Annotated in this window: 24 protein-coding genes and 1 tRNA gene; 16 read left to right on the plus strand and 9 right to left on the minus strand. The window is 59.2% G+C overall.

Annotation, left to right across the window (positions count from 1 at the left end; all coding sequences use genetic code 11):
• Window positions 1-12: 12 nt before the first annotated feature.
• From Enr8_RS09925 to Enr8_RS09935, 3 genes are all read right to left on the minus strand, one after another.
• Window positions 13-894, minus strand: a complete 882-nt coding sequence (locus Enr8_RS09925; RefSeq protein ID WP_146430967.1) for a triphosphoribosyl-dephospho-CoA synthase — start codon at window positions 892-894, stop codon at window positions 13-15.
• Window positions 891-1,772 carry an alpha/beta fold hydrolase gene (locus Enr8_RS09930; protein WP_146430969.1) on the minus strand — a complete coding sequence of 294 codons (882 nt, stop codon included), beginning with the start codon at window positions 1,770-1,772 and terminating at the stop codon, window positions 891-893. The genes Enr8_RS09925 and Enr8_RS09930 overlap by 4 nt, the downstream gene beginning before the upstream one ends.
• 232 nt (window positions 1,773-2,004) lie before the next feature.
• Window positions 2,005-3,528, minus strand: coding sequence for a CehA/McbA family metallohydrolase (locus Enr8_RS09935; protein WP_146430970.1), 1,524 nt, complete (start codon window positions 3,526-3,528; stop codon window positions 2,005-2,007).
• A 302-nt stretch (window positions 3,529-3,830) separates the two neighbouring features.
• Here Enr8_RS09935 and Enr8_RS09940 point away from each other — a divergent pair.
• The 3 genes from Enr8_RS09940 to Enr8_RS09950 all read left to right on the plus strand — a co-directional run bounded on the left by Enr8_RS09940 (window position 3,831) and on the right by Enr8_RS09950 (window position 6,068).
• Window positions 3,831-3,904 (plus strand) — tRNA-Met (locus Enr8_RS09940).
• A 1,272-nt stretch (window positions 3,905-5,176) separates the two neighbouring features.
• A complete protein-coding gene (locus tag Enr8_RS09945; protein ID WP_146430972.1) occupies window positions 5,177-5,581 on the plus strand; it encodes a hypothetical protein in 405 nt (134 codons plus the stop codon).
• Between the two features lie 10 nt (window positions 5,582-5,591).
• On the plus strand, window positions 5,592-6,068 hold the full coding sequence (locus Enr8_RS09950) for a hypothetical protein (protein ID WP_146430974.1): 477 nt from the start codon (window positions 5,592-5,594) through the stop codon (window positions 6,066-6,068).
• Here the strand turns inward: Enr8_RS09950 and Enr8_RS09955 are convergent.
• The 3 genes from Enr8_RS09955 to Enr8_RS09960 form a co-directional block, all read right to left on the minus strand.
• Window positions 6,065-6,526, minus strand: a complete 462-nt coding sequence (locus Enr8_RS09955; protein ID WP_222434839.1) for a class I SAM-dependent methyltransferase — start codon at window positions 6,524-6,526, stop codon at window positions 6,065-6,067. The two genes, Enr8_RS09950 and Enr8_RS09955, sit on opposite strands and share 4 nt — an antisense overlap.
• Window positions 6,523-6,666 carry a hypothetical protein gene (locus Enr8_RS25775; RefSeq protein WP_222434840.1) on the minus strand — a complete coding sequence of 48 codons (144 nt, stop codon included), beginning with the start codon at window positions 6,664-6,666 and terminating at the stop codon, window positions 6,523-6,525. Before Enr8_RS25775 ends, Enr8_RS09955 begins: the two co-directional genes overlap by 4 nt.
• 159 nt (window positions 6,667-6,825) lie before the next feature.
• Window positions 6,826-7,446: an arabinan endo-1,5-alpha-L-arabinosidase gene (locus tag Enr8_RS09960; RefSeq protein WP_146430976.1), complete on the minus strand. Its 621-nt coding sequence runs from the start codon at window positions 7,444-7,446 to the stop codon at window positions 6,826-6,828.
• A gap of 616 nt (window positions 7,447-8,062) precedes the next feature.
• Between Enr8_RS09960 and Enr8_RS09970 the strand changes: the two genes are divergently transcribed.
• A complete protein-coding gene (locus tag Enr8_RS09970) occupies window positions 8,063-8,908 on the plus strand; it encodes a type II and III secretion system protein family protein (RefSeq protein WP_186767545.1) in 846 nt (281 codons plus the stop codon).
• Between the two features lie 505 nt (window positions 8,909-9,413).
• On the opposite strand, the gene Enr8_RS09975 is transcribed toward Enr8_RS09970, so the two are convergent.
• Window positions 9,414-9,605 carry a hypothetical protein gene (locus tag Enr8_RS09975; RefSeq protein WP_146430981.1) on the minus strand — a complete coding sequence of 64 codons (192 nt, stop codon included), beginning with the start codon at window positions 9,603-9,605 and terminating at the stop codon, window positions 9,414-9,416.
• A 283-nt stretch (window positions 9,606-9,888) separates the two neighbouring features.
• Between Enr8_RS09975 and Enr8_RS09980 the strand changes: the two genes are divergently transcribed.
• On the plus strand, window positions 9,889-10,332 hold the full coding sequence (locus Enr8_RS09980) for a Fur family transcriptional regulator (protein ID WP_186767546.1): 444 nt from the start codon (window positions 9,889-9,891) through the stop codon (window positions 10,330-10,332).
• A 283-nt stretch (window positions 10,333-10,615) separates the two neighbouring features.
• Here Enr8_RS09980 and Enr8_RS09985 read toward each other — a convergent pair whose 3' ends face one another.
• Window positions 10,616-11,092, minus strand: coding sequence for a hypothetical protein (locus Enr8_RS09985; RefSeq protein ID WP_146430986.1), 477 nt, complete (start codon window positions 11,090-11,092; stop codon window positions 10,616-10,618).
• 197 nt (window positions 11,093-11,289) lie between these two features.
• The gene (locus Enr8_RS09990) at window positions 11,290-11,760 is read right to left on the minus strand and encodes a Fur family transcriptional regulator (protein ID WP_146430988.1); all 471 of its coding nucleotides are present in this window, start codon (window positions 11,758-11,760) and stop codon (window positions 11,290-11,292) included.
• A gap of 348 nt (window positions 11,761-12,108) precedes the next feature.
• Here Enr8_RS09990 and Enr8_RS09995 point away from each other — a divergent pair, with 348 nt between their 5' ends.
• The 11 genes from Enr8_RS09995 to Enr8_RS10045 all read left to right on the plus strand — a co-directional run bounded on the left by Enr8_RS09995 (window position 12,109) and on the right by Enr8_RS10045 (window position 23,551).
• Window positions 12,109-12,459: a Flp family type IVb pilin gene (locus Enr8_RS09995; RefSeq protein ID WP_146430990.1), complete on the plus strand. Its 351-nt coding sequence runs from the start codon at window positions 12,109-12,111 to the stop codon at window positions 12,457-12,459.
• A 119-nt stretch (window positions 12,460-12,578) separates the two neighbouring features.
• On the plus strand, window positions 12,579-12,983 hold the full coding sequence (locus Enr8_RS10000; RefSeq protein WP_246120025.1) for a prepilin peptidase: 405 nt from the start codon (window positions 12,579-12,581) through the stop codon (window positions 12,981-12,983).
• Between the two features lie 24 nt (window positions 12,984-13,007).
• Window positions 13,008-13,859: a TadE family protein gene (locus Enr8_RS10005; protein WP_146430994.1), complete on the plus strand. Its 852-nt coding sequence runs from the start codon at window positions 13,008-13,010 to the stop codon at window positions 13,857-13,859.
• 19 nt (window positions 13,860-13,878) lie between these two features.
• A complete protein-coding gene (locus Enr8_RS10010) occupies window positions 13,879-15,693 on the plus strand; it encodes a CpaB family protein (RefSeq protein WP_146430996.1) in 1,815 nt (604 codons plus the stop codon).
• A 2-nt stretch (window positions 15,694-15,695) separates the two neighbouring features.
• On the plus strand, window positions 15,696-16,745 hold the full coding sequence (locus tag Enr8_RS10015) for a TadE/TadG family type IV pilus assembly protein (RefSeq protein ID WP_146430998.1): 1,050 nt from the start codon (window positions 15,696-15,698) through the stop codon (window positions 16,743-16,745).
• 13 nt (window positions 16,746-16,758) lie between these two features.
• Window positions 16,759-17,985 (plus strand): AAA family ATPase, encoded by a 1,227-nt coding sequence (locus Enr8_RS10020; RefSeq protein WP_146431000.1) that lies wholly within the window; start codon window positions 16,759-16,761, stop codon window positions 17,983-17,985.
• 4 nt (window positions 17,986-17,989) lie between these two features.
• A complete protein-coding gene (locus Enr8_RS10025) occupies window positions 17,990-19,375 on the plus strand; it encodes a CpaF family protein (RefSeq protein ID WP_146431002.1) in 1,386 nt (461 codons plus the stop codon).
• Complete coding sequence (locus tag Enr8_RS10030) at window positions 19,372-20,229, plus strand: type II secretion system F family protein (protein WP_146431004.1); 858 nt, start codon at window positions 19,372-19,374, stop codon at window positions 20,227-20,229. The genes Enr8_RS10025 and Enr8_RS10030 overlap by 4 nt, the downstream gene beginning before the upstream one ends.
• Before the next feature lie 9 nt (window positions 20,230-20,238).
• A complete protein-coding gene (locus tag Enr8_RS10035) occupies window positions 20,239-21,153 on the plus strand; it encodes a type II secretion system F family protein (protein WP_146431006.1) in 915 nt (304 codons plus the stop codon).
• A 4-nt stretch (window positions 21,154-21,157) separates the two neighbouring features.
• Window positions 21,158-21,559, plus strand: coding sequence for a DUF192 domain-containing protein (locus Enr8_RS10040; RefSeq protein WP_146431008.1), 402 nt, complete (start codon window positions 21,158-21,160; stop codon window positions 21,557-21,559).
• A gap of 156 nt (window positions 21,560-21,715) precedes the next feature.
• Window positions 21,716-23,551, plus strand: a complete 1,836-nt coding sequence (locus Enr8_RS10045; protein WP_186767547.1) for a type II and III secretion system protein family protein — start codon at window positions 21,716-21,718, stop codon at window positions 23,549-23,551.
• Window positions 23,552-23,561 lie beyond the last annotated feature (10 nt).

Below are 23,561 nucleotides of genomic sequence, written 5' to 3' on the forward strand. Positions count from 1 at the left end.
CGCAGCGGTGGGTTATGACGATCGTAGCGGCAGCGCGACTTTCCGCTGACGCAGCGCGACGAAGATCGCCGCTCCAATGATGTCGGCCGAAGTCCCTGGGTTGCGGCGATGTCCATCGGCCCGCAGCCAGAAGTCGAGATTCCGCAGCTCTTGAAAATACTCTTCGTCGATCGGCGAGCCCGCGTCCAACACACGGCTTGCCGTCAGCTGACTCTTCTTGGCATCCTCTGCGCCACATTTCCGCCCGATCAGGCTGTCAGGAAAGGCGGCCATTTGCTGAACATAGGCGTGCACGATGCGGTCCGATAGCGGCAAGCTGGCGATCGCCGGATCGGTCAGAAAACGGACCGCGGCGAAGACCTGCTCACAGCCATTGCCATACTGCCGGGCGACCAAATCGCGCTCTTCGGCCAGCTTCATCGCCGCCAACAGATCGGCCGGCGGCGGTCCGGCGGCGTCCATCTGGTCGACCGTTCCTAGTCCGCCCGGCCGCGCGATGGCGATTGCCTGGTAAACGTCGGCGGCGTCCTCTTCGTCCAAGTCGGCCAGGCATTTGCCGACTCCGGCCGGGTTCAGTTCTTTGACCGACACCGTCGCCAGCGGCGCGAGCAGCATCACCAGGCCGAGGTTCGTATTCGAGTCGACAAACCGCCGCGTCGCGCGCACCGCCGTCAAGATTGTGCGGCCAATCCGGCTGCGGCCGGCCAAGTCAAACGCCGGCCCAATCGCCACCGCGCTGGCGGCAAAGTCGTTTAACCCCAAGTCGGCGAAGTCGGCGCCCCGATGCACATTGCCCGGCTTCGGGGCGTTCACTTCCAACAGGCAGGCCAGCGTCGCCATCTGGCCGATCGTCATCTCGGACCACCGCTGGTCGGACATGTCGTGCTCGCTCATGTTGCGGTTCGTTCTAGAAAGGATTCCATCAGCGGAATGATCCGCTCGTGCGCGTCTTCGATCACATAATGCCCGGCGTCTTCTAGCGAGTGCGACTCGGCGTCGGGCCAATAGCTTTGGAACCGCCGCATGCACTCCAGCGTAAAACACCAGTCCCTCGCCCCCCAGATCATCTGGATCGGCTTGTTCGCCAGGCTCGGCAGTTGATGCTCGATCTGCTGCAGCGTCGCGTGCGTTGGATGTTTGGCCGTCAGCGGAATGTCTTGCACGAACCGCGCGATCGCCACCCGATTCTTCCAGCTGTCGTACGGCGCCAGCAAACCGGCCGCCACTTCCGGCGTCATCCGTTCCGGCTTTTCGGTCGCCATCGAAATCGCCGGCCGCGCGAAAGCATTCAGCCCCCGCATCGCCGCTTCGCCCAATATCGGAAACCGCAGCGCCGCAATCCGCCACGGCACATACGGCGGCGGAAAGGCGCCGGTGTTAAACAACACCAGCCGCTCAAATCGCTCGGGCTGACGAACCGCAGCTCCCAGGCCGATCGCGCCGCCCCAGTCATGCACCGCCAGCGTGATGTGCTGCAGGTCGAGCCGCTCGATAAACCGGGTCAGGTTGTCGATATGCTGCTCGAGCGTGTACTCGTAGTTCTGCGGTTTGTCGCTCAGCCCGCAGCCGATGTGATCGACCGCCAGCGTCCGGTGCGTTCCTTTGAACGCCGTGATCAGATTCCGCCAATAGAACGACCAGGTCGGGTTCCCATGCACAAACAGCATCGGCTTCCCGTCCCCTTCGTCAACGTAGTGATACCGTTGACCGTCGAGGTCGAGCGTGTTGGTGACGAATGGATATAACTTCCGCCAGTCGGCCGGCGCGAGCATACAGGCAATCAGCTTCAAGTGGGGTGAAAACCCCCAGTATAACGAACAATCGCCGCTTCATGGCGCCCCCATCCGGCTGTTCGCAGTCCGTTGATTTTCTCAACGGGCTGCGTGATCGCACGGATGCGATCCCAAAATAACGACGTAAGTCATTATGTTGCGAGCCGCGAAGAACTATGCTCTGAGCCTGGCGAGGTTGGAAAATGCCACGAGGGCATTTTCCAACCGGCAGTTAGGGGGCGTTCGCCTTCTGATAGATCGCTTGCCAGAAGTCGCGTCCCTGGCGGTGCAGGTCCAGCACCTCATTCCGCTGGTCGCTGTCGGTCAAATCGAGCTTCCCCGCCCGCTCAAACACCCAGTCGTAGAAGAACTTGGCCGACGCCTTGCTGATCCGCGGCTGATCCCCAATTTGCACGTAAAACGGCCCAGTCAGGCCAAACCGATAGGTCTCCGGCAGTTCTTCGACCGCCCGAATGCAAAACCACCCGCTCTCTTCAAACCGCAGCTTCGGCAGATGCCCCTGATTCTTGGCGTAGTCGATCAGCGACACTTCCTCGACCACCTCGCCGTTTTTGATCACCTCCAGATACGAGATCTTCCCGCGGGTGCCCAGGTTTAGCGCCAGGTCAATCTCCAACGTCTGCCCCGCCGCCGCGGTGAAGACGTCGCCCGGCATTTTGTCTTCGACCATCGGCCGCAACATCGGCCCGTTGGTCACCACCACATGCCCAGCCGCCAGCCCGCGCCACCAGGCGTCGTAGCTAAATGGCTGGTCCAAGTGCACATAAACCCGGTTGTAGCCAGGCGGATTATCGCTCGCCCCGCTGCCGCTGGCGGCCGACGGCGGAATCCGCAGCCCGCAGTTAAGCAGATGGAAATAGATTTTCTGCGCCCACCGCGCCTTGCCATGGGCGCCGGGGTACAGCAGTCGATCGGCCGGTCGCGAACCTGGCGGCGCGATCTTCGAGACGCCGTTTCGCTCCAATTCGGGCCCGGCGATCACCACCGAGTCGACCACGCCGCTGGCGACCCACAGCGGCAAGTCCCACGCCGCCGCGTCGACCGCCCGATGAACGTTGGCGTTTCCCTTGAGTTCCTGCAAATAGCGGAGCGTCGCCGGAAACTCCGGCTTGGCCGACTGCACCGGCAGCGGCGAGTTGGCATTGGCGACGATCATCCGCCCCCCTGCTCTTTCGTCGCGGCCCCCCAGTTTCCACCAGGCCCGGTCATTGCCGAAGGTCGCCAGCGGATCGTCGATCGGCTTTCCTTCATAGGCGTTTTGCTTGTTGTCCCAGGCGTGATTGACCGTCACGTGCAAACCTTCGGCCAGCATCAGCGTTTCGACGTCTCGCTCTTCCCGCGCAATGAACAAGTCGCCGGCCCACCAGCCATCCTTCGCCATGTCGACATAGCGGTGCATGTCGAGCGTTTGATTGTCTTCATCGCCGCTTTTCAGCTCGAAATAGCCGCTGCGGCTCTTGTATTCGGGCCCGGTCTCCAGTTCAAAGGTGTACCGTCCCGGCGCCAACTCCAGGTTTAGCTCTCCGATGAAGGAGAAATGGTCCCCCAGGTTTGGCACGCCGGAGATCCGCTGCCGCTTGCCGCGGGGATTGATCAGATGCATCCTGGCGGCCAGCGGCGCCTTGGTCTCGGCATCGACCACTTTCAGATGCAAAATCCCCTTCGCCGCGAGCGCCGGCGCCGCCGCTAGCAGCACCAAAGCGAAAGCCGCCCAAGTCGTAAGTCGAGTCCGCATCACCAATCTCCGCACGTCCGCACCAAACGTTAGCTGCCTGTTGAAAAATGCCATCGTGGCATTTTCCAACCTCGCCAGGCTCAGAGCATAGCTCTTCGCGGCTCGCAAAATAACGACTTACGTCGTTATTTTGGGATCGCATCCGTGCGATCACGCAGTCCGCCGAGAAAATCAACGGACTGTTAGGGGAACAATCTCCATCCATACCGAACAATCCTAGCCCAAAAAACCGCGAGAACCTTTACGCGGCCTGCACCCTCCTTGACCTATATCAAGACGACGCTTAGATTTAACGATCTTCTGGCGGCATAGCTCAGTCGGTTAGAGCAGCGGAATCATAATCCGCGTGTCGGGGGTTCGAGTCCCTCTGCCGCTACTTAAGCTGTTTCTCAGCAACCACTTACAAAAACGAGCAGGCAGAAATGTCGGCTCGTTTTTTCCTGCGCCAACTATTTCTCTTGGGTACCACGATTCTCCAAGCCTAGTGCCATGCTCTTGCGGCGTTTTCGCCGGATGAGCATGTCTTGGTCCCGGCACCAAATGACGAATTTCGAAATCCGAATGACGAATCAAATTCGCATGCCCCAATGACGGACCAACGGACCGTTTCGTTTTTTAACGTGAATCTGTCTCGTTAGCGCGCCCCTTCAGGGCTTCCCTCTTTCTACATCGCCTTACCCGGGGCTACGTCGCTTGGCGCGACTCCACCCCGGGCTACTTTAGTTCGCCCCCTTGGGGCTGACGTGGGGCTGTCCCGTTTCGCTGCCGTCCAACGAACTGGACCGCTCACCATCTTTTTCACCTCACCCCCGCCCAACTGGCAAACTAGGCAACCCTGAGCGTTTGCCGAACTGACTGGACCGGACGATTTCATTTTTTTCCGCACGGGCGGCCCCTCGGGCTCTCCGAGACCAGGCGGGTCGCGCAGCGACAAGATGCCTCACCCTGCGGCCGGAACCCAAAAACCGGACCGGACCGTTTCAAAAAATGACAAATGCCGAAGGAGCGAACGACGAATCCAATCCGAAAGCCCGAAGGACGAGCCGCCGGACTGGACCGCGGAACTCGTTTTTTTCTTCGGCCCCATGGGAAAGATCTAAACCGCAGCTCGATCACGCCTTGCGGCGCGATTCAGCAACAGGACTGGACCGTTTCGTTTTTTTCCACCGCCGCCCCAGCCCACGACTGGACCGCCGAACTCATTTTTCTAATCCGCCGCCCCAACTTCTATGCCTGCAACCACTTACCCGGCTCCGTTACTAAGTCCCGCCCAGTGCGTTGATTGCCCCCCAACAAACAGGACTGGACCGGCGCGTTTTTTTCGGCCTCGGCCGGGGCGCCGCCAACCTAGCCCAGCGGCGCAATCGCCAGAAAGGCGATGTAGCCCTGCGGTCCGCGATGAGCCACCAATCGCTGACGCCGGACTGGACCAGTTCGTCACGTTTTTTTCGCCGACCCATAAGTTGCGCCGACAAGGCGAAATCGACGCCACCCTGTAATCGACCAAAATTGCGTGCGCTTTGTCAAGGGAAAGATAGGGAACGCGTTCCGCGGCGCCTCGATGCAAATTCGACCAACTACGACACGGGACCAAGTCTCGCGTAAAATAGCCCTCGCCGCTCCTTTTCCCCCCAAGCCGAACCCAAAAATGCCAAACCCCTTCCACGCCCTCGAAGACCACCACGTCATCGTTTGGATCGGCGATCTCAATCGAGAAGAACTGCGGGCCTATCTCGACGAACCAGGGGGCGCCGCGTATGGGGAGCCGATCTCGGCGTTGGGGCGTGATCTGGGAGATTGGTACGATCATGATTTCATCTGGGCCGAGGCGAGCGATACCGCGATAACGATCACCGAACTCTGCCGCCAAAATCAGATGGAGCCGGACGAACTGATCGAGGAAATCGTCCGGCGTTCGCCGCGAGCCGAGGCGAATTGCATTCTGCTACTTTGGAATGCGAAGCTTGCCGACGACGCTGCGCCCCGTTTGTTCGCTGTCGGAAAGCTGCAGTGCATTGGCGCCTGGGAGCAAGAGGCGCCGCTGACCGATTAACGCCAACACCATGGAACTAAAAGACGAGCCACCCAACGCCGCCCCGCCAACTGGCGCCTGGAAATTCTCCCTCTTCGACCTGCTCCTCTTCATGACGAGCGTGGCGGCCGCAGTGGCGACGGCTGGGTATGTCGCAGGCCTGGCTTATCTGCTGCTGACCGGGATTGTCGGTTCGTTTCTGGCGGCCTTCGACGTCTTGTCCCGCTTGGACCAATGGATCAACCGCGAGGCGGAACCGATTTTGCACGCCTCGCTATCTCGGCTGGCGGCGCTGCTGATTGGGTGCGCCTTTGGTTCGATCGTGGCGGCGATTGTTTGTGTGGTGCTGGTGCTCAGTGGGCTGCAGTCGCTGGACCACACGGCTTACGTTGTCACGACCGCGAGCCTTGTCGGCGGCGCGACCAGCGCTAGTTTCCCGAGCGTGGGGAGAAGATTAAGCGGCGTGACTGGTTTGCTGTATACGGCGTTGTTTAGTCTTGGTTCTTAGCCTGCGGCAGTTTCCGCCGGGGGCGCTTGCCAGATGATGCAACGCTTGACGCCGTTGGTACTGTCGTCGGCGATCGACCAATCGGCGGGAATGGCCAGTTCGTCCAGCGAGGGCCACATGCCGACATCATCCAAGAGTAGGTATCCGCCGGGCGCGATTTTCGGAATCAGATGCCAGACGCAATGCGTGCGGTAGGCCCCGTCCACCACGGCGAAATCGATGCTCTGATCGGCCAGTTCGTCCGCCACCGCCACATAAGCAGGCGTCTCGTCGTACGTCGGCCGCTCGGGATCAGTCACGGGGTGGCTCATCGGTATATGCCGATAGTCGACGTTGTCGTCAAGCTGATCTCGCACCTCGGCGTACCAGTCAGCGTTATGCTCGATGCTGATCAGGCGCCCCACCAAAGTCGAGAACCAACGGGTACTGCGGCCGCTGCCGAACTCGATGGCGGTCATCGATTTGGACAAATGGGCCTCGCAAAGTCGACTGTGCCGGGGCAGAGCCACGGCTTGTCGGGATTGGCCCGCTCCCAAAACCAGTAACGGACCCGGGCAATCGCCATGTTCGGCCGCATCAGCCAAAACCAGACTTTCATCGTCTCACTCCGCTTCCGTAACCAACGTGCATTGCTACAAAACGCCGCTTTTTTCCCTATACCAACCACCGGCACAAGAGCGGAGACGGTGGGAGGTCACGCTACCGCAACTCTTGCGCTGCGTCAAGCAAGCCGATGTTGATGACGACGCCTACGGCTTTACCTCTGGCCAACCACCCTCGCCCCACACCAACTCCTGGATCGCCAGCATCGATCGTTCCCGCTGTGTGCCGTCGTAAAAGTGGCAGCTGAGGAGATATAGTCATCCCCTTGCTCCAGGATGTTGGCGTGGCCGGGGCCGATGAAGGGGGCGTTGGTTTCTAGCAGTAATGTGCCGCCTCCTTGTGCCAGGTCAACGCCCTCTTGGTCGAGATAGGGGCTGGTGATCGTGCGACTGCGGCCGACGCGGATGTTGTAGGTACTTTCGACGCCGCGGCAGCATTTGCCCCAATTCACACGCAGGTAGTACCAACCGTCGTGCTGATACAGGTGAGGCGCTTCGATCTCTTTGGTGCTGGCGATGGTGCGCATCGTCTTGTCGCCGTCCAGACGGAGCCCCGTCTGCGGGTCGAGCTGGATCAGCTGAATACCGCTCCAGAACGAACCAAAAGTCATCCACAACTGGCCGTCGTCGGTGCGAATCACCGCCGGGTCGATCGCATTGAAGTTGTCGCCGCGGTGCGACCGGACGACAATTCCTTCGTCAGTCCAGCGATAGTGGGGATCGTCGGGGTCAAGCGTTGGATTGGAAGCGAGCGCGATCGCCGAGACGGATGACATCGGGCGCCCAATAGTGGCCGCGCTGATCGGGCGCCACGTCGGTCACCCAGGCCGGTATCTCTGGGAAAACGCGTGGCCCTCGCCGCCAGGTCTGTAGGTCGGTCGACCGCCAGGAAGGGACGCCCCGCCCGGTCGAGAAGCACCAATACTCGCCGTTGCAATTTACGATCGAAGAGGGATCGTGGACGCTGATGTTGCGTTTGCCGTGTTGCGTTAGGATCGCGGCGTCTGAGTCATTTGCCGGCGTTTTTTTCCGAGAGTGAACGTGTTGCAGCCGAGTAGTAGGACGAAGGCGGCGAGGATCGTTCTCTTGCGCATGATGAAGACTCTTCTTGTCGGTCGCCATGACCGGAGCGTCGTAGGCTGGGTCGAGACCCAGCTCTTCCTTCCAGCCGCAAGTTGCTGGGTCGCGACTCAGCCTACGCGGACTTGCTATAAATTCGCGACGTTTCGAACAAACGGTGTTGGCGGACCGCATTCATGGCCACTCAAGGCAGTGACCATGGCGCCGCCGATTGCTAGCAGCCTCAATTGCCATTCTAACCACGGCGTCGGGCCGGTACACTTCCCCCCGATTCAGCTGTCCTTATTCCCCTGCCAGCGCTGGAGATTTGCGATGTTGGTCCGTCCCCTTTCGTTACTGCTGCTGTTCGGTCTGCCGGCGATCAGCTGGGGTCAAAATCCACGGCCAGAAGTGGACCAAGCGGAGATTTCGCCGGCGGAAGAGTTGCAGCGATTGGTCACGGCGCGGGATGCGCTGACGGCCAAGATTGATCGCCTGCGAAAGACGGCCGGCCTGCCTCAGCAGGTGTGCGTCTCGGTGAAATTTCTCGAGTTGTCGCTGAACGAGGCCCGCCGGGCGAACTTACAGATTGAAGGAGTCGATACGAAAACGCTGCAGCCTTTCCGGTTTGCGAAGCTGCTCTTCCCTGCGGGCCAGGCGCAACAGGTCGGCGGCGACGTATCGACCGGAGCGCACCTTCTCGAAAACGATCAGCGGCTAGACAAGGTTCTCGCCGATCTCAAGAAGGCAGGCGCCGTTCGACTCATCGCCGAGCCGACGGTAATGTCCCTGAGCGGTCGCCCCGCCGCTTTCCATTCTGGCGGTGAATTTCCGATTCTCGCCACCCAGGCGGACGGCAAAACGGCGACGCAACATCGCCGCTATGGCACCCACGTCGACATCACCCCGGTAGTGCTCGGCAACGGTAAGATCAAACTTGATTTGCACCCCGAAGTTAGCGAACTCGATCCCAAACTGAACGTGACGACCAATGGCGTCACCGTACCTGGCCTACGTAGCCGGGGGATCCGCACCCACATCGAAATGAAGAGCGGGCAGACCTATCTACTGTCAGGCCTGGTGCAGCAAGGGAAGAACAAGACCGCAGACGGCGAGCCGGAAGAGATCGAGTTGGTCGTGATCGTGAAGGCGGAGATCGTTGATCCGCTGTTGCGGTAGACGCGGAGGCACGTAGGCTGGGTCGAGACCCAGCTCTTCGTTCCAGCTGCAAGTTGCTGGGTCTTGACCCAGCCTACGGTACTCCTAACACTGAAAAACTTTCGCGGCGTGCTCTCTTGGTGTAGGCTAACGGTACCCACCCACCATTGCTTGCCTACAGCGAGTAACCATCCCGTGAACGCCCCCTTCGATCGATCTTTTTAGCGGCCGCGATTTGCCTGGTTGCCGCTTCTGTTACGTCTGGCGCCAAGCGCCCCAATGTGCTGTTCATTGCGGCTGACGATATGAACTGCGACCTGGGTGCGTACGGCGATCCCTTGGTCAAGACGTCGAACCTTGGGAGCAATCTGAAGGGACGGGGGTCAAATTCACAACGCGGGCCTTTTCTCTACCGTCCCCTTTTCTCTACCAATCGCCTGCTCGACAATCGCGGCGAGCCCGTCATGACTCTTGCGAAAATCGACCGGCGCAGACGCGACGAAGATTTTTGACGAGCCAGGCACGCTTAACATGCAGAGCCTCGCAGCAGTTCCCATGTCATCGCGAGCGTCGCGCGGTCAAAGCCGGGCGGCACTTCCACGCGAACGCCAGCGAAGTGAATCCGCAACGGCTCACCCGCAACGATCAAGTTGTTTGCACACCGCTCGCGGTCAACCACCACTTCCACCGCAACATCCCGTCGCGGCCCTTTCGTCATCGCTTTTTTCTCCCCACTTGAATCTAACTGCCTGTTGAAAAATGCCCTCGTGGCATTTTTCAACCTCGCCAGGCTCAGAGCGTAGCTCTTCGCGGCTCGCATCCTTGCGATCACGCAGTCCGTCGAGAAAATCAACGGACTGCTAAACCGCCTGTGATGAGATCAGGCTATCATGGGCGGGAAGATGCGGTTGGCCGAACGGTTACCTCCTACCGACATTTCCTTTTTGCATTTCTTTTGCACCTGCACTACAATAGACATTCTATTGCAAAAGGAAACACCCATGACACGGCCCCGCGGATCGGCTTACTCGGTTGAAAACGTCAGGTCTTTGCTGCGCGGCGCCGGAATGCGATGCACGGCCGCTCGAATCGCAGTCATCCAGTCGTTGAGCGATTCCGAAGCCCCGTTGAGCATGAACAACGTCGTCGACGATCTGGCGGAGTTTGGATTTGACAAGTCGACGATCTATCGCACGCTGATCGACCTAGAACAAGCCAGTCTCGTCGCGATGCTCGAATTGGGGAATTCGAGCCGGCGGTTTGAATTAACGCCGTTCCCGGAGAGCGACGGCGGTACGCATCCTCATTTCCTTTGTACCGAATGCGGAAAACTGATCTGCTTACCTGGTTTTCATGTCAACGTGACGCCTGACGACAACCTGCAAGACTTGCCGGGCGAGTTAACCGAGGTTCTGCTGAAAGGTCGTTGCGATTCCTGCAGCTAGGCGGCTAGATGCCTGTTGAAAAATGCCAGCGTGGCATTTTCCAACCTCGCCAGGCTCAGAGCATAGCTCTTCGCGGATCGCATCCGTGCGATCACGGAGTCCGTCGAGAAAATCAACGGACTGCTAGAGCGGTACAGCACAAGAATGGATTCGATCTTCCAAAGTCGGCCAGGGATGGCCTTTTCCCTCCTCATCTTCACGCGATCGAGCGCCAAAGAACGAAAAACGCCCGGCGGTTGGCCGGGCGTCCTGTTCGTTTTACTCGCCGCTAAATAGCGCGTTGCTAGTCGTGCGAATGCTCGTGGAACTTGCTCAGATGCTTTTTCACGAACTTCAGCAGGCCGTCGATCAGGTCGTCGTGATCCTTTTCCATTTCGGTCAGCTTCTTGCCGACAGCCGCATGCTCGGCTTGCAATTTCTCGTGCGACTTTTCGAGCTTGTCGTGCGAATCTTCGTCGTGCGAGTCGAGTTCTTCTTCGTGTTCGGCGATGTGTTCGGCATGAACGCGGATTTCTTCCGCCATTTCTTCCAGTTCGGCGTCATGGGCGAGGATCTCGGCCTCGAGCATCGCCAAGGCGGCGAGCGCCTCCTTGTGCTGAATCCGCATTTTGCCGATCTGCGTCATCCACTTTTGATGATCGGCGACATCCTTCTGATGCTCTTCGTGCATCTCTTCATGCTCAGCATCGGCGCCAACCGCGATCCCGGGGGCAAACAATAGAGCGCCCATCAACAGCCAGGCATAATGGGAAGTAGTCATTTTCGATCTCCAATCGAGAGCTTGGGGGGGTAACCAACCGGTGTGAGAATATAGCACGCGTTTGGCGGTTGGGGCGAAAAAATATTTGCCGCGGATCGTGCGATAATCAGTCCGTACACCTGCACAGAACGTGTACAAATCGCAATTGAATTGCACACAGCCAGAAGCCCCCGCGACAGGGACATTGCGTTCGCTTGTTATGCCTGGGGTCGACAGACTCGGCAACGCCCTTTGATCAGCATGTCGGTCGCCTCGATGTCGCTCGCCCCTGCGAGAACGGCGACGCTCTGCTGCACCGACACCTCGCGCAAGCAGCGCAATTCGCCGCATTTCACGCAGTAGAAATAGGGATGGCGAACGGCAGGTTCGCCATCGTACCGAAAGTCGGCGATCTCAAAGAAGCGATCGCTTTCGCCGGTCTCGATTCGCCAGACGATTTCCGCGGCGGCGAACTCCGTGAGCCCGCGAAATACGGTTGAAGCGTCATATTGCGGAAGTCGCGCGGCAATCTCGTGGTGCGTCAGCGGTCGATCTGCGGCGACAAGACATGCCAATACGTCCATACGTGCTTCGGTGACGCGCACCTTCGCCTTTTCAAGCAGCCGAGCGAGGCGCGACGGGGTTAGCAAAACCCGTTCGATAATCTGTCGACCATTGCGGTGCGGCATGAGTTTGGTGAATCAGCGTACTTTAGATCGTGGCCGCGCCGCGGCGGAAACTTGTTTCTCCTTGCCAATATTGCAAAAGTTTTGCATTTTGCAAACCATCCTCTGTTGACGTGCGTATGCTCTTGAAGAAGAATCAAGGAAATGGAAGTTCGCGACGGCGAGCTCACCAGGGTCGCACTTGCCAAGCTCACGCAAAGCGACCCGGGATTTGTTCCCTTGATGAGATGCGACTGGTGAGTCGCGACCAGTCAGCGCTACAACCGCGACGCACGCGTTCACACGATTTACAGTTTTGAAATTGGCCGCCCCTCCCCAAGTTGCGGCCCTATCCCCTCAGGAGAGTTTATTATGATTCGCAAGTTCGTACGTAACCGCAAAGGCCAAGGCTTGGTCGAATATGGTCTGATCATCGCCGGCGTCGCCCTGATCTGCGCCGCCGCCGTCTCGGTCTTTGGTCACAAGACCAGCGATCTGATTTCGGCTGTCGCGACTATCATCCCCGGCGCTCATGCGGACGACAACGGTCCGATCGTCAGCGGCAAGCTGATCGAAACTGCTCAAGACGGCACGACGAACGCCATCTCGCTGGACGCTGCCACCATCGTTACCAACTCTGCAACGGAACGTCTCGGAAACAACGTCGGTGTTGCTTCTGCTTCAACCGGCGGATTCGGCGGTCTGATCCTCGAAGCGGAATAACATTTGCTTCTCTGCGATACGAACCTCGCCGTCAAAACCTGGCGGCGAGGTTTTCTTATCGTTACTTTTCCCTGCAACCCGATTGCATTTTGCGAATGATTTGGCTCATTCCAACTATCGTGTTAACTATCGCCACGGCTTGCGATTTGCGGACGCGAGAGATCCCTGACTGGCTATCGCTCGCTCTCCTCTCCTGGGGCGTGATCGCGAAGCTCGCGGGGTGGAGCCACATACCCTGGCTCGGGATGTTGGTCGGCGGCGGTATCGGGCTCGGTCTGGGACTGTTGCTTTTTTACCTGGGCGGACTGGGAGGCGGCGATGGCAAGCTGATCACCGCACTCGGGTTCGCCATTGGGCCGCTTGGATTGATCGTGACGCTGTTCGGCATGGCCCTGGCCGGCGGCGTGCTGGCGATTGTCGCCAAGTTGCGTGGGCAAGCCGACTACGCCTATGTCCCGGCGATTTTGGCCGGATGGTTCCTGTGCGTCGGCTACGACTGGTTTGGCGCCCGCTCCTTGCTGTAGTCTTTTCACCCCTTCGAATCGATCATGACCCCTCGAATAAAACGCCGCGGACAATCGCTCGTCGAATTCGCCCTGGTCGCGCTGGTCACCTACATGCTGCTGGCGGCGATTTTGACGTTCGGTCAATTGTTTTTTACGGCGCAGGTGGTGCAGTCGGCGGCGAATACGCTGGCGCGGGAGATCTCGGTGGCGGAGATCCCAGAGGAGCCGGAAATCGAAGACGTCGAAGATTGGATCTATCCGCGAAACGAGGACAGCGACGACATTGCAGGCAGAAAAGCCGCGTTCGCTTCCCGCGTCTTCGATCCGGAGTTACTGATTTTTGATGTCGACGCGAATTTGCCAGCGGGAAAAACTCTGCGTCAACACATCGACGAGGATTGGCCGACGGTCAACAAGATGCTATCGGTCGTCATGATCAACGATGGAACGTACTTCCGGTTTCCTGGCGCAGTCAGGGATCCAATGGGAGAGTCCCCCGGTTTCTACATCGCTCAATCCAATGACGGCGAGTCTGTCGAGTGGATACCGGTTGTTGAAGATTTCAGCAGCGGTAAATTTCCATTTTCTCCCGATCCAGAAACGGGAGGAATCGTCGCCGCACGAATCAACTATCCCTTCCATTCGGCCTCTATGTCGGCGATGCGGAAGCCGGAAGTGTTCGGCGACTCAAACATGGGCGAATACATCGAAGCGGACGTCACGGAGTTTGACGTCGCTGCTCCGGAACCTCTCGATCCGCGAACCGAACTTTACGGCGGCACCAATGGACTCGGTCGCCAATATGCCTGGGGTACCCAGGTCCGCCCTTACCGTCACATCCTCTCCGGCCAGGCAGTCTATCGCCGGGAAGTTTTTATCCCCCCGGCTCAATAGCTAACTCCTCAAGAGATTCATGGCTCGTAACGCACCACCTGCTCGTCGCTCCATCTGGCTTCCCCTTTTTCTGCTGGGGGGCGTATCGCTGCTGGCCGTCGGCGGTTCGGTCGCCGCTTTGGCGGCGATGGGGGTGGAGTTGCCCTTCTTGCAGGCGGCCAAGCCGCCGATGATCCGGATTCCGTCGTCGGTACGGCCGATCGCCGCCTACGAGCGGGTGAGCCGTAACGATTTGATCCATCCCGAGAAAGGGCAAATCCACTACTTGGAGATGCCGGTCAACTCGGCGATCGGCGCCCAGATCGTTGGCGCCAATCTTTCCGGTGAGAAGATCACGGGGCGCGTTGCGGGCGTCGAACAGCGCGAATACCAGGGCAACGTCTACCCCTTCTTCGTCTTGGCCGAAGGTGGCGAGATTCCGCTTCCCAATGCCGACGAAATCGGCGGCGCCTATTTGAATCCACAAGACGTGATCGGCCGAGTCGTCGCCAACGAAAAGTCGCCCGGCTTTGGCTTCACCGAATCGAACTTTTTGCCGAAGGGAACCCGTCCCGGCCTCGTCGGCGGCGTTCCGCCCGGTATGAAGGCGATCACGCTGCTGGCGTCGAAGCTGGCTGGCGTCCATAGCTTGAACCTGGGAGATCGGATCGATCTGTTGGCGACGCTTGATGTCGATCGGTTGAGCCCCAACAGTTCGCTCGGCTCTCGAACTTCGGCCACTTCGCTTCCGCGCAGCAGCGACAAGCGGGGTGCGAAAAAGGATGGGCCGAAAGAGGCCCGCCTGATCGCGGTCGACGCGCAGGTGATTTCGCCCGTCTTTCGCCGCGCGAAAGTGGTCACATCCTCTTCGCTGACGCAAGGAACGACTGGGCGCAACGTACCGGTGGAAGAAGTGACGCTGGCGGTGCACGAGGCGGATGTTCCGGCCGTGACCGAAGCAAGCGTCATGGACTGCGAGATCGCCGTGATCGCCCACTCGGCCCGTCCGGAACCGGAGGAAGCGGCGCCGCCGGAAGGCATGGTAAGCGTTCCGCTGAATCCGCGGCGGGCGATTCCTTACAGCCAAATTCAAGAGGCTGACTTGTGGCCGACCGGCACGCGTACTCCCCGCACGATACTCATCGCGCAGGCAGAAGTTGCTCGGATGGGAATTTTGACCGAGCCAAATGAGATCGTTGGTCGCGTATTAAAAGCGGCCAAGCCGCCGGGTACATTTTTCACCGAAGCCGACTTCTATCCGATCGGCACGACCGCGGGACTGACGGCGGCGGTGCCGACCGGGTATCGCGCGTTTACGCTCGACGCCGCGCTCCTCGACGGTATTGCGGCGCTGCAGTTGGGCGATCGCTTCGACCTGATCGCCAGCCGGTCGATCGACTTCCAAAAGGTCGCCCAAAAGATCGGCGGTAGCGACATCATGCTGGCGACGGCGATTCGAGACGGGGCGCTCAAACTGGATGGCTCGGTGCAGATGGAAACGCTGCTCCGCAATGCGATCGTGATCGCTCCACCAGGCTCGACCGCGCTGCGATATCACGGCTCGAAGATCAGCAGCAATGGCAAACAGGCGGCCCAACCGATGGTGATCGCCCTTTCCCCTGCCGAAACGACAAAACTGACCGAGGCGCTGGCGTCCGAGATGCACCTGACCGCCGTCGCCCGTCGCGACGACGAGAGCGAGATCCCGCCAGCGGCCGACCCACTGGACGGCGTACGAACGCTTGACGCGGTCGTCGGCCGCAAACGCCAGACGCTGGTCTTTCTGACCGACGAACAAACCGGCCCCGCCCAACCGCTCGACCTGCAGGGATTACTGCCGGCGAAGGAGGAGTAGGGATGCGCCGGAAGAATCGTGGTGGATATACGCTGGTGTTGTTCGTGTTGCTTCTCTGGGCGATGTTCGGACTGGCGGCGCTCGTCATTGACTTTGGACTAGCCCGGGTAACGCAGCAGCGGATGCAAGATGCGACCGATGCGGCGGCGCTGGAAGGATTGCGCTATGCGGAATCGGCCCAAGGCAAAGAAAAAGCTCAATCGATCGCGACAGCCAATTTCCTTCACGAGATCGGCGAATCGGTTCCGGAATACAATCAGGCTGAAATCGTTTTCTCGGGAGGGCTGGGAGGAGAAGACCTGTTGGCGAGCCAGCTGATTGAAGATCCAACGGGGCGTCGCTGGGTTCCCTATCCGCGCACCAACGACAGTTCGGCCGATCTCTACTACAACGACGAAAAGACGGAGTTTACCGCACACTTGATTCGTGACGGCCAAACCCCAACCGATGCCAACAACTTTGGGCCACGGTCTCCCTATCTATTTGCCAGAGCGTCCGTCCGCCCCAGCGAGGGCGTGATTGGAATTCCCCTTAGGTCGGAGAGCCAAGCGACCCTGCAACCAGTTACGACGCTCGCAAGTTCGACGACGCTGACGGGTAGCCCTGAAGTACGCTACGCCGTTGATATCGCAACGGTTGACGCCGATCCGTCGGCGCCTTGGGTCTACGAAGAATTGACGGGAAATACGAGCGACTTCACATACCGCATCGCCGACGAATTACCGTTCGAACGGACGCTGATCGATGGGACTCCGGAAGAAGACGGCTACGTCGTTTTCTACCAATCGGTTCCTTCCGCGGAAGAAGGTGAGCCGAATGATCAACGCGTCGTCGGGTTCGGATATTGGAGCGACGATTCACAGCAGCAACAGGATTCTCTGCGGGGACCGGCACACTTTTCGACGGCAAAACCGCAACCGATTGTGAAGTCTTGGACTCAAGAGGGCGAGGCGGCTCGGAACGCATTTCAAACGAAGTTCGACTACCTAAAAAGCAACAACTATCTCCTAAAAGCTCCCGTCCTCGCCCCTTCGCCAACTCCCTATCCCTAACGCCCCGTCCAACATGTCCGAGAAACTCCAAGTCCTTATCGTCACTCCCAGCGAAAGCTTGCGTACCGAGCTGCGCGATTTGCTGAAGTCGATTGACTCAGTCGGGTCGGCGCCGTTGGTCGCATCGGACAATCGCCAGGGGTTGGAACTGGCCAGGACACGTTCTCCGCAGTTGGCGATCGTGGAGCTTTCGGCCAACACGGTTCCGGCGCAGTCTTTCGCGCGTGAGATGTCGGCGGTCGCTCCCGATACGATGGTCGTGGGCCTGCTGAAGCCGGAGTTTTTCGCCAGCGCCCCGTCGGAAAGTCGCCTGTTAATTGACTCGCTCCGGAGCGGTTTAAAAGACTTTTTGAACTATCCCGTTTCCAAGGGAGAACTGGAAGAACTGATCCGCCGGCTTGGCAACGAGACGCGCCGCAGTCCCGCCCAGTTGGGCGCGGTTTTCTCCTTCATCAGCAACAAGGGAGGCGTCGGCAAATCAACTCTTTCGGTCAATGCGGCGGCGGCCCTGGCGCAGCGCCATCCGGATCGCGTGCTGCTGGTCGACGCTTCATTACAATTGGGTGTCGCGGCATCGCTGCTTGATTTGCAACCGACGTCGACGCTGACCGACGCCGCACGGGAGCAGAACCGACTTGACCAGACGCTGCTGGAACAATTGACGATTCGCCATTCGAGCGGACTTCACTTGCTGGCAGCGCCGAAGAACCCGATCGAAGCGACCCGCGTTACCGAAGAGATTTTGACGCAGGTGCTGACCCTGGGACGTCGCACTTACGACTATGTCATCGTCGATACTTTTCCGGTTTTCGACGCGATCACGGTGGCGCTGCTCGACTTGACGACCCGCGCTTACGTCGTCAGCGAAAACGTGGTGCCAACGCTGCTGGGCGCGGCGAGTTTGATCGAACTGCTCGACCAGCTTGCGTTTCCCTCCGACCATGTCGAAGTGATCATCAACCGATTTCAAAACTTGAGCGGCAGTCTGGGGCGTGAAGATATCGCCGCCCGCATCGGCCGCAACGTCGACTGGGTTCTTCCGTACGACAAGCGGGTGATCTCGGCCGCCAATCTGGGAAGGCCGATCATCGAATACTCGCCAACCTTTTTCAAATTTCGGCGGACGCTCGCCCAGTTGGTCGACTCGATGGAAGAGGTCGTTGGCCACGCCAATTCGAATGGATCGACGCTGGAACGTTTCCAAGCCGAATTTGTGCAAACGCTGGGCGAAGGAGAGTAACGCCATGAAAGACGACGCTCGCCGTCTACTCGGCTCTCAGTCCGCCAACTTACCGCTGGAACGGATCCGCGTTCGTGAAAAGTTTGGGCAAGAATCCCCTGCCCCGCTAATCGAAGAGCGAGGCGCAGTCAACTACCTGAACGTCAAGTCGAACCTGCACCAATCGTTGCTGGATGATCTCGATCGCCGCAACTTGATTGGCGCTGGCGAAGATCAACTTGCCGAGCTTGTGCAAGACTTCGTCGACCAGGCGATCGATTCAGGCGATCTGCCGCTGAATGATGCTGAACGGGAGCGGCTGACCGCCGACCTGTTGGAAGAGACGCTGGGCGTTGGTCCGCTGGCGGCGCTTATGGCTGATCCAGCCATTACCGATATCTTGGTTAATGGTCCCTTTCAGATCTACGTCGAGCGTTTTGGCCTGTTGGAGCTGACCAGCGTCCGCTTTCGCGACGACGATCACTTGATTCGGATCATCCAGCGCATCGCCTCGCGCGTGGGCCGACGAATCGATGAAGGTTCGCCGATGGTTGACGCCCGGCTTCCTGATGGGAGTCGTGTGAACGCGACTCTTCCGCCGGCGACGATCGATGGCCCGACCCTTTCGATTCGGCGCTTTGGCCGTCGCCGACTGCGCTGTCAGGACTTGCTGCAACTCGGCGCCTTTTCGGACGACATGTACTCGTTCTTGCAATGGCTGGTGCTAAACCGCCGCAATATTCTCGTCTCAGGCGGTACCGGTTCCGGTAAGTCGACGCTGTTGGGCGCCGTCGCCGAAGCGATCCCGAGGCGTGAGCGGGTCATCACCATCGAAGACGCGGCGGAACTGGTGCTCGACCAGACGCACGTCGTGCGGATGGAAACGCGGCCCGTCAATATCGAAGGACGAGGCCGAATCTCGGCCCGCGACTTGGTGATCAACGCGCTGCGGATGCGGCCTGACCGGATCATCGTCGGCGAAGTCCGCGGAGCCGAAGCGCTCGACATGCTGCAGGCGATGAACACTGGCCATGACGGCAGCTTGACGACGATTCACTCCAACAGTCCGCGTGATGCGCTCTCGCGACTGGAAACGATGGTGCTAACCGCGGGGATTGAACTTCCTTCCCGCGCGATTCGAGAACAGATCGCGTCGGCGATTCAAGTCGTCGTGCACGTTCGCCGCTACGAAGATGGAACGCGGCGGATCGAGTCGATCGCCGAAATCGTCGGGATGGAAGGTGGAGTGTTTCAACTTCAGGAGATCTTCCAGTTCCAACGGACCGGACGAGACGGCAAACGGATCATCGGTTCGTTTGAGCCGACAGGGATCATTCCCCGCGTCGTCGACCAAATGCGGCGACTTGGCTTGGAAGCGCCCATCGACTTATTTCAAAGGCGCACACCGTGATACCGTTCGGATTGCTCGTCCTGTTGGTCGGCGCGATCGGCGGCATCGCGTGGCGGTTTCAGTATGCGCGGACGCAGTCGATCGCCAGGGATCGTTTCGCCGCTCCGCCGGACGATGCCGACGCGGCGCCGATTCGCCGGAGAAACCTGCGGCCTGTCATCGGTCGCTTCTATTGGGTCTCGCTGGTCGCCGGCATTTTGGCGGCGATCGTCCTCTTTTTTCTGGTCGGCGCCAGTTTGGTCATCTCCAGCACGATCGGCATCATCGCCGCCCTGCTGACGTTCATGCTGGAAATCCAGATCGCCGAGTTTCGGAGAGCGAAGCTGGAAACCCAATTGGCCGAAGCGATCGACTTGATGGTTGGCGCCCTTGGCGCCGGAGCTGGCGTCAACACGGCGATGAGCGTCGCTCTCGAAGAAACTCGCGATCCGCTCCGTTCACTCTTGCGGGACGTGATCGAACGAATCCGGTATGGCGACGATCCAGAAGTCGTTTTTCAAGACGTCAGTGCGCGGGTACCGATGGAGACGTTTCTCCTCTTTTCCTCGGCGCTTTCGGTCCACTGGGATGTCGGCGGAAGTTTGGCGCCGACGATGGCTTCGGTCGGACGGACAATTCGCGACCGGATCGAGATCGCACGTCAAATTCGCTCAAACATCGCTCAGTCGAACATTTCGACCGTCGCGATTATCGGCCTGACTTACTTCATCGCCGCGGTGATGTGGCGCAATAGTCCCGAGCCAACGGTTGAGTTCGTCACCTCCCCAACCGGCGAGTTCTTCGTTGCCGGGTCGATGCTGCTGCAGGCAGTCGGCATCGTCTGGATGTACTTGATGAGCCGCGCAAAGTTCTGATAAAAGATCATGGCATATTTCTATCTCTTTACCATTTGGATGTTGCTTGCCGGCGGCGGTTGGGTCGTTTGGAGTCGCTTTACGCGATCCGAAACGGCTCGCCAGCGTCTATTCGCCAGCGCCGCCGATTCGCCGGAAGTCGCCCAGACCGATCTGCGGCAGATGGGCCTGTTTCGTCGCTGGTTGTATCGAGCCGGATTTCGCGGAGCGTCCGATCCAACAATCTTTCTGACGGCGACTTCGTTCTCGATCCTGTTTGGCATTGGCGCCGCCACGCTCTTCGTTTTTGCAGGCTTTCAGGAAACGTTTGTCGCCAGCGTTCAGTTGATCCCAGGCGGAACCGGGGAAGTTTTCCTGCCAGCCGCGTACCTATCCCCTTGGATTTTGGGAATCTCTACCGCTTGCCTACCTTGGCTCTACGTCCGGCGAGCGCGCCGAACGCGGGTACAAGAATTTGATCAAGATCTGCCGCTCGCTCTCGATCTCTTGTCGACGCTAAGCGAATCGGGGCTTGGGTTTGACGTTGCGATCTCCCGAATACTCGATACGCGTCTCGGCGATCGCCCACTGGGAAAAGAACTGCGGAGCTACCAGGCGGACCTGCTGGCCGGGCGATCGCGCATCGAGTGCCTGCGGCGATTGGCCTGGCGAGTCAACGTCAGCGGCGTCACCATCCTGACGTCGGCGCTGGTGCAAGCGGAACAGATTGGCATGGGGATCGCTGAAGTGTTGCGGCGTCAAGCGCTTGACATGCGCTCGCGACGCCGTGAGAAGGCAAACATGTTCGCGCTCAGCCTAGCGACGAAGCGGATGTTTCCCCTCGTGATTTGCTTTTTGCCCGGACTTTTTGTTTGGACATTGGGGCCGGTCTTTATTGAGTTAATTCAAATGGCGGACGCCTTCGTACGGGTCCGAGACTTTTAGCGTCATGGGATTCTCCACGGGACAACTCGTTGACGCGGAAGATGGTGAGATCCTGTTGCCGCGGCTCTATCTGGCGGCCGACTTCTGGCATCGCTTTCGCGGCCTGCAACTGCATCGTCCCCTCGAAGACGACGAAGGCCTCCTCCTCTATCCATGCCGATCGGTTCACACCTGCTTTCTTCGCTTCTCGCTTGACCTCCATTTCTTTGCTAGCAATGGCCGCTGGTTGGGAGAACAGCTCAACGTTCGCCCCTTTCGGGCTAGTGCCGGAGTACGGGATGCGGCGATCGTGATCGAGACCAATTCGCGCTGCCAGCGACGCTTTCATCCCGATCGCCCTGTCCAAGTGGCGTTAAACTCCGCCTATTCCCGCCATCTCCCGGTCGAGCTTCTTCGCTCCTGCTAGCAGGTGACTGCAATTCGTTTGCGGCCATCCAATTGCGTTACTTTCTGCTCCGGTTCGCGCCGATAACTTCTGTAGAAGCGCCACTATCGGTATTACCGGATTCGTCGGATCACCGCCGGCAATCCTCCTCAGTTGGTTCCGCATGCTGGATATCCCTTGATCAATCGCCCAGGACGAAAGAACGGTTTCTTCTTGGCCACGATGGTCGGCGCTGCGCTCTTGATCAGCCCGCTCTTCGCCCAATATCCAGCGCAGGCGCCACGGTATCCGGGGAAACTCTATGAGTTTGCTTCCCAGCCGGATCAAGAGGTTCGGATCGCACAAGCGACCGGTCCCCAGCGAATTGAGTCAATTCCTCCCCTTCCTGCGGCCGCCGTCAACCAACCGCCGATCGATCGCCTGGAACAACTCGAAGAACTTCCGCCAGGACTGCGAGCGCCAACCCCCAACGCCGATACGCAACGCCTGTATGGCAACTTCGTCCGGGAGATCATCGATTCTCAGAACGTTCTCGAGTTAGTGCTTGGGCGTCCGCGAATACTGGTCTTCAACGAAACGCCGATCCGTATCTATTTGCCTGACGAACGGGTCGCCACCTACCAAGTTATCTCGGATCGGGAGATCTCAATCGTCGGCAATAACGCCGGCACAACGGTCCTGAACATCTGGGTCCCCGACGCCGACGCCCCCGACAAGCAGCGCGTGCTGAGCTATTTTGTCCGCGTCGCTCCTGAGGTAGCGTCTAGGGAAAGCCTGGAACAAAGGTATAAGCGACTCGAACAGGAAATCAATAAAGGCTTTCCGGAAAGCTACGTGCAGCTTAGCTTCATCGGCAACCGCCTGATCGTTCGCGGCGAAGCGAAAGACGCGGTCGAGGCGACGCAAATTTTGGAGGTCCTGGCGGTCAACAGCCCGACGAGCCAAGCCTCCTACGACGAAGCGAACCCCTTGGAAATTCGCGAGCAGTACATCCGCAACGCCACCGATCAGTTGGTACAAGACGAGATCCAAGATCTCGGTCAGCGTCTACGCCGCGCCAACGTCGTCAATCTGATGAAAATTCCCGGCGAACAGCAGGTAATGCTCCGCGTAACCGTCGCCGAAGTCAATCGAAACGCGCTACGTCAAATTGGCGCCGATATGCAGATCGGCAATTCAGGAGACGTTAGCTTTCTCTCGCTGCTCCTTCCAGCGACCTTGGGGTCGATTACCGGCGGCAACCTAGCGGTCGACTCCGCCGACTTCAAACTGGCGCTCAACGCCCTCCGCGACATGGGTTACGCCCGCACGCTGGCCGAGCCGAACCTGACGACGCTCAACGGCCAAGCGGCGATGTTCCGGGCTGGCGATACCTTCCCGGTTCCCCTGGCCGAATCGAGCTTTGGCGGAACCGCCCAAGGCGTCTCGCAGGAATTTGTCGGCGTTGACGTCAACTTCATTCCGTATATCACCGATCGGGATCGCGTTCGCTTAATCATCCAAGGAAGCGTCAGCGCCCGTGACGATCAAACGTCGGCCAACGTCGGCGGCACTGACGTACCAGGCACCAACACCCGCGACTTTTCGACGACGGTCGAACTTCGCGATGGGCAGACCCTGGCGATCGGCGGGTTGATGCAAACGACGCTGCAAACCAACGATCAGCGAGTCCCTTTCTTGGGCGACATACCGGTTGTCGGCACGCTTTTCTCCAATAAGTCGACGTCGGCCCAAGAGCAGGAGCTGGTGATCATCGTCACGCCGCAGTTGGTTCATCCGCTGGAACAGTGCATGACGCCGCCGCTGCCCGGCGCCGACGTGTTTGAACCGACCGATATCGAATTCTTCCTCGGAAATCGCTTGGAGAGTCATCGAGCCCGCGATTTCCGAAGTTCGGTTCGTACCGATTTCGGCAAACAGCTTGCCGGAGAGCGATGTCATGAAGCGCAGTTCTTAATCGGCCCGACCGGTCAAAGCTTTAACTGCTGCAATCAACCGATGCTGTTCAAATAGCGAAGCGACG

Origin of the sequence: Blastopirellula retiformator (assembly GCF_007859755.1) — a bacterium.
In the GTDB taxonomy this organism is placed as follows: Bacteria; Planctomycetota; Planctomycetia; order Pirellulales; family Pirellulaceae; genus Blastopirellula; species Blastopirellula retiformator.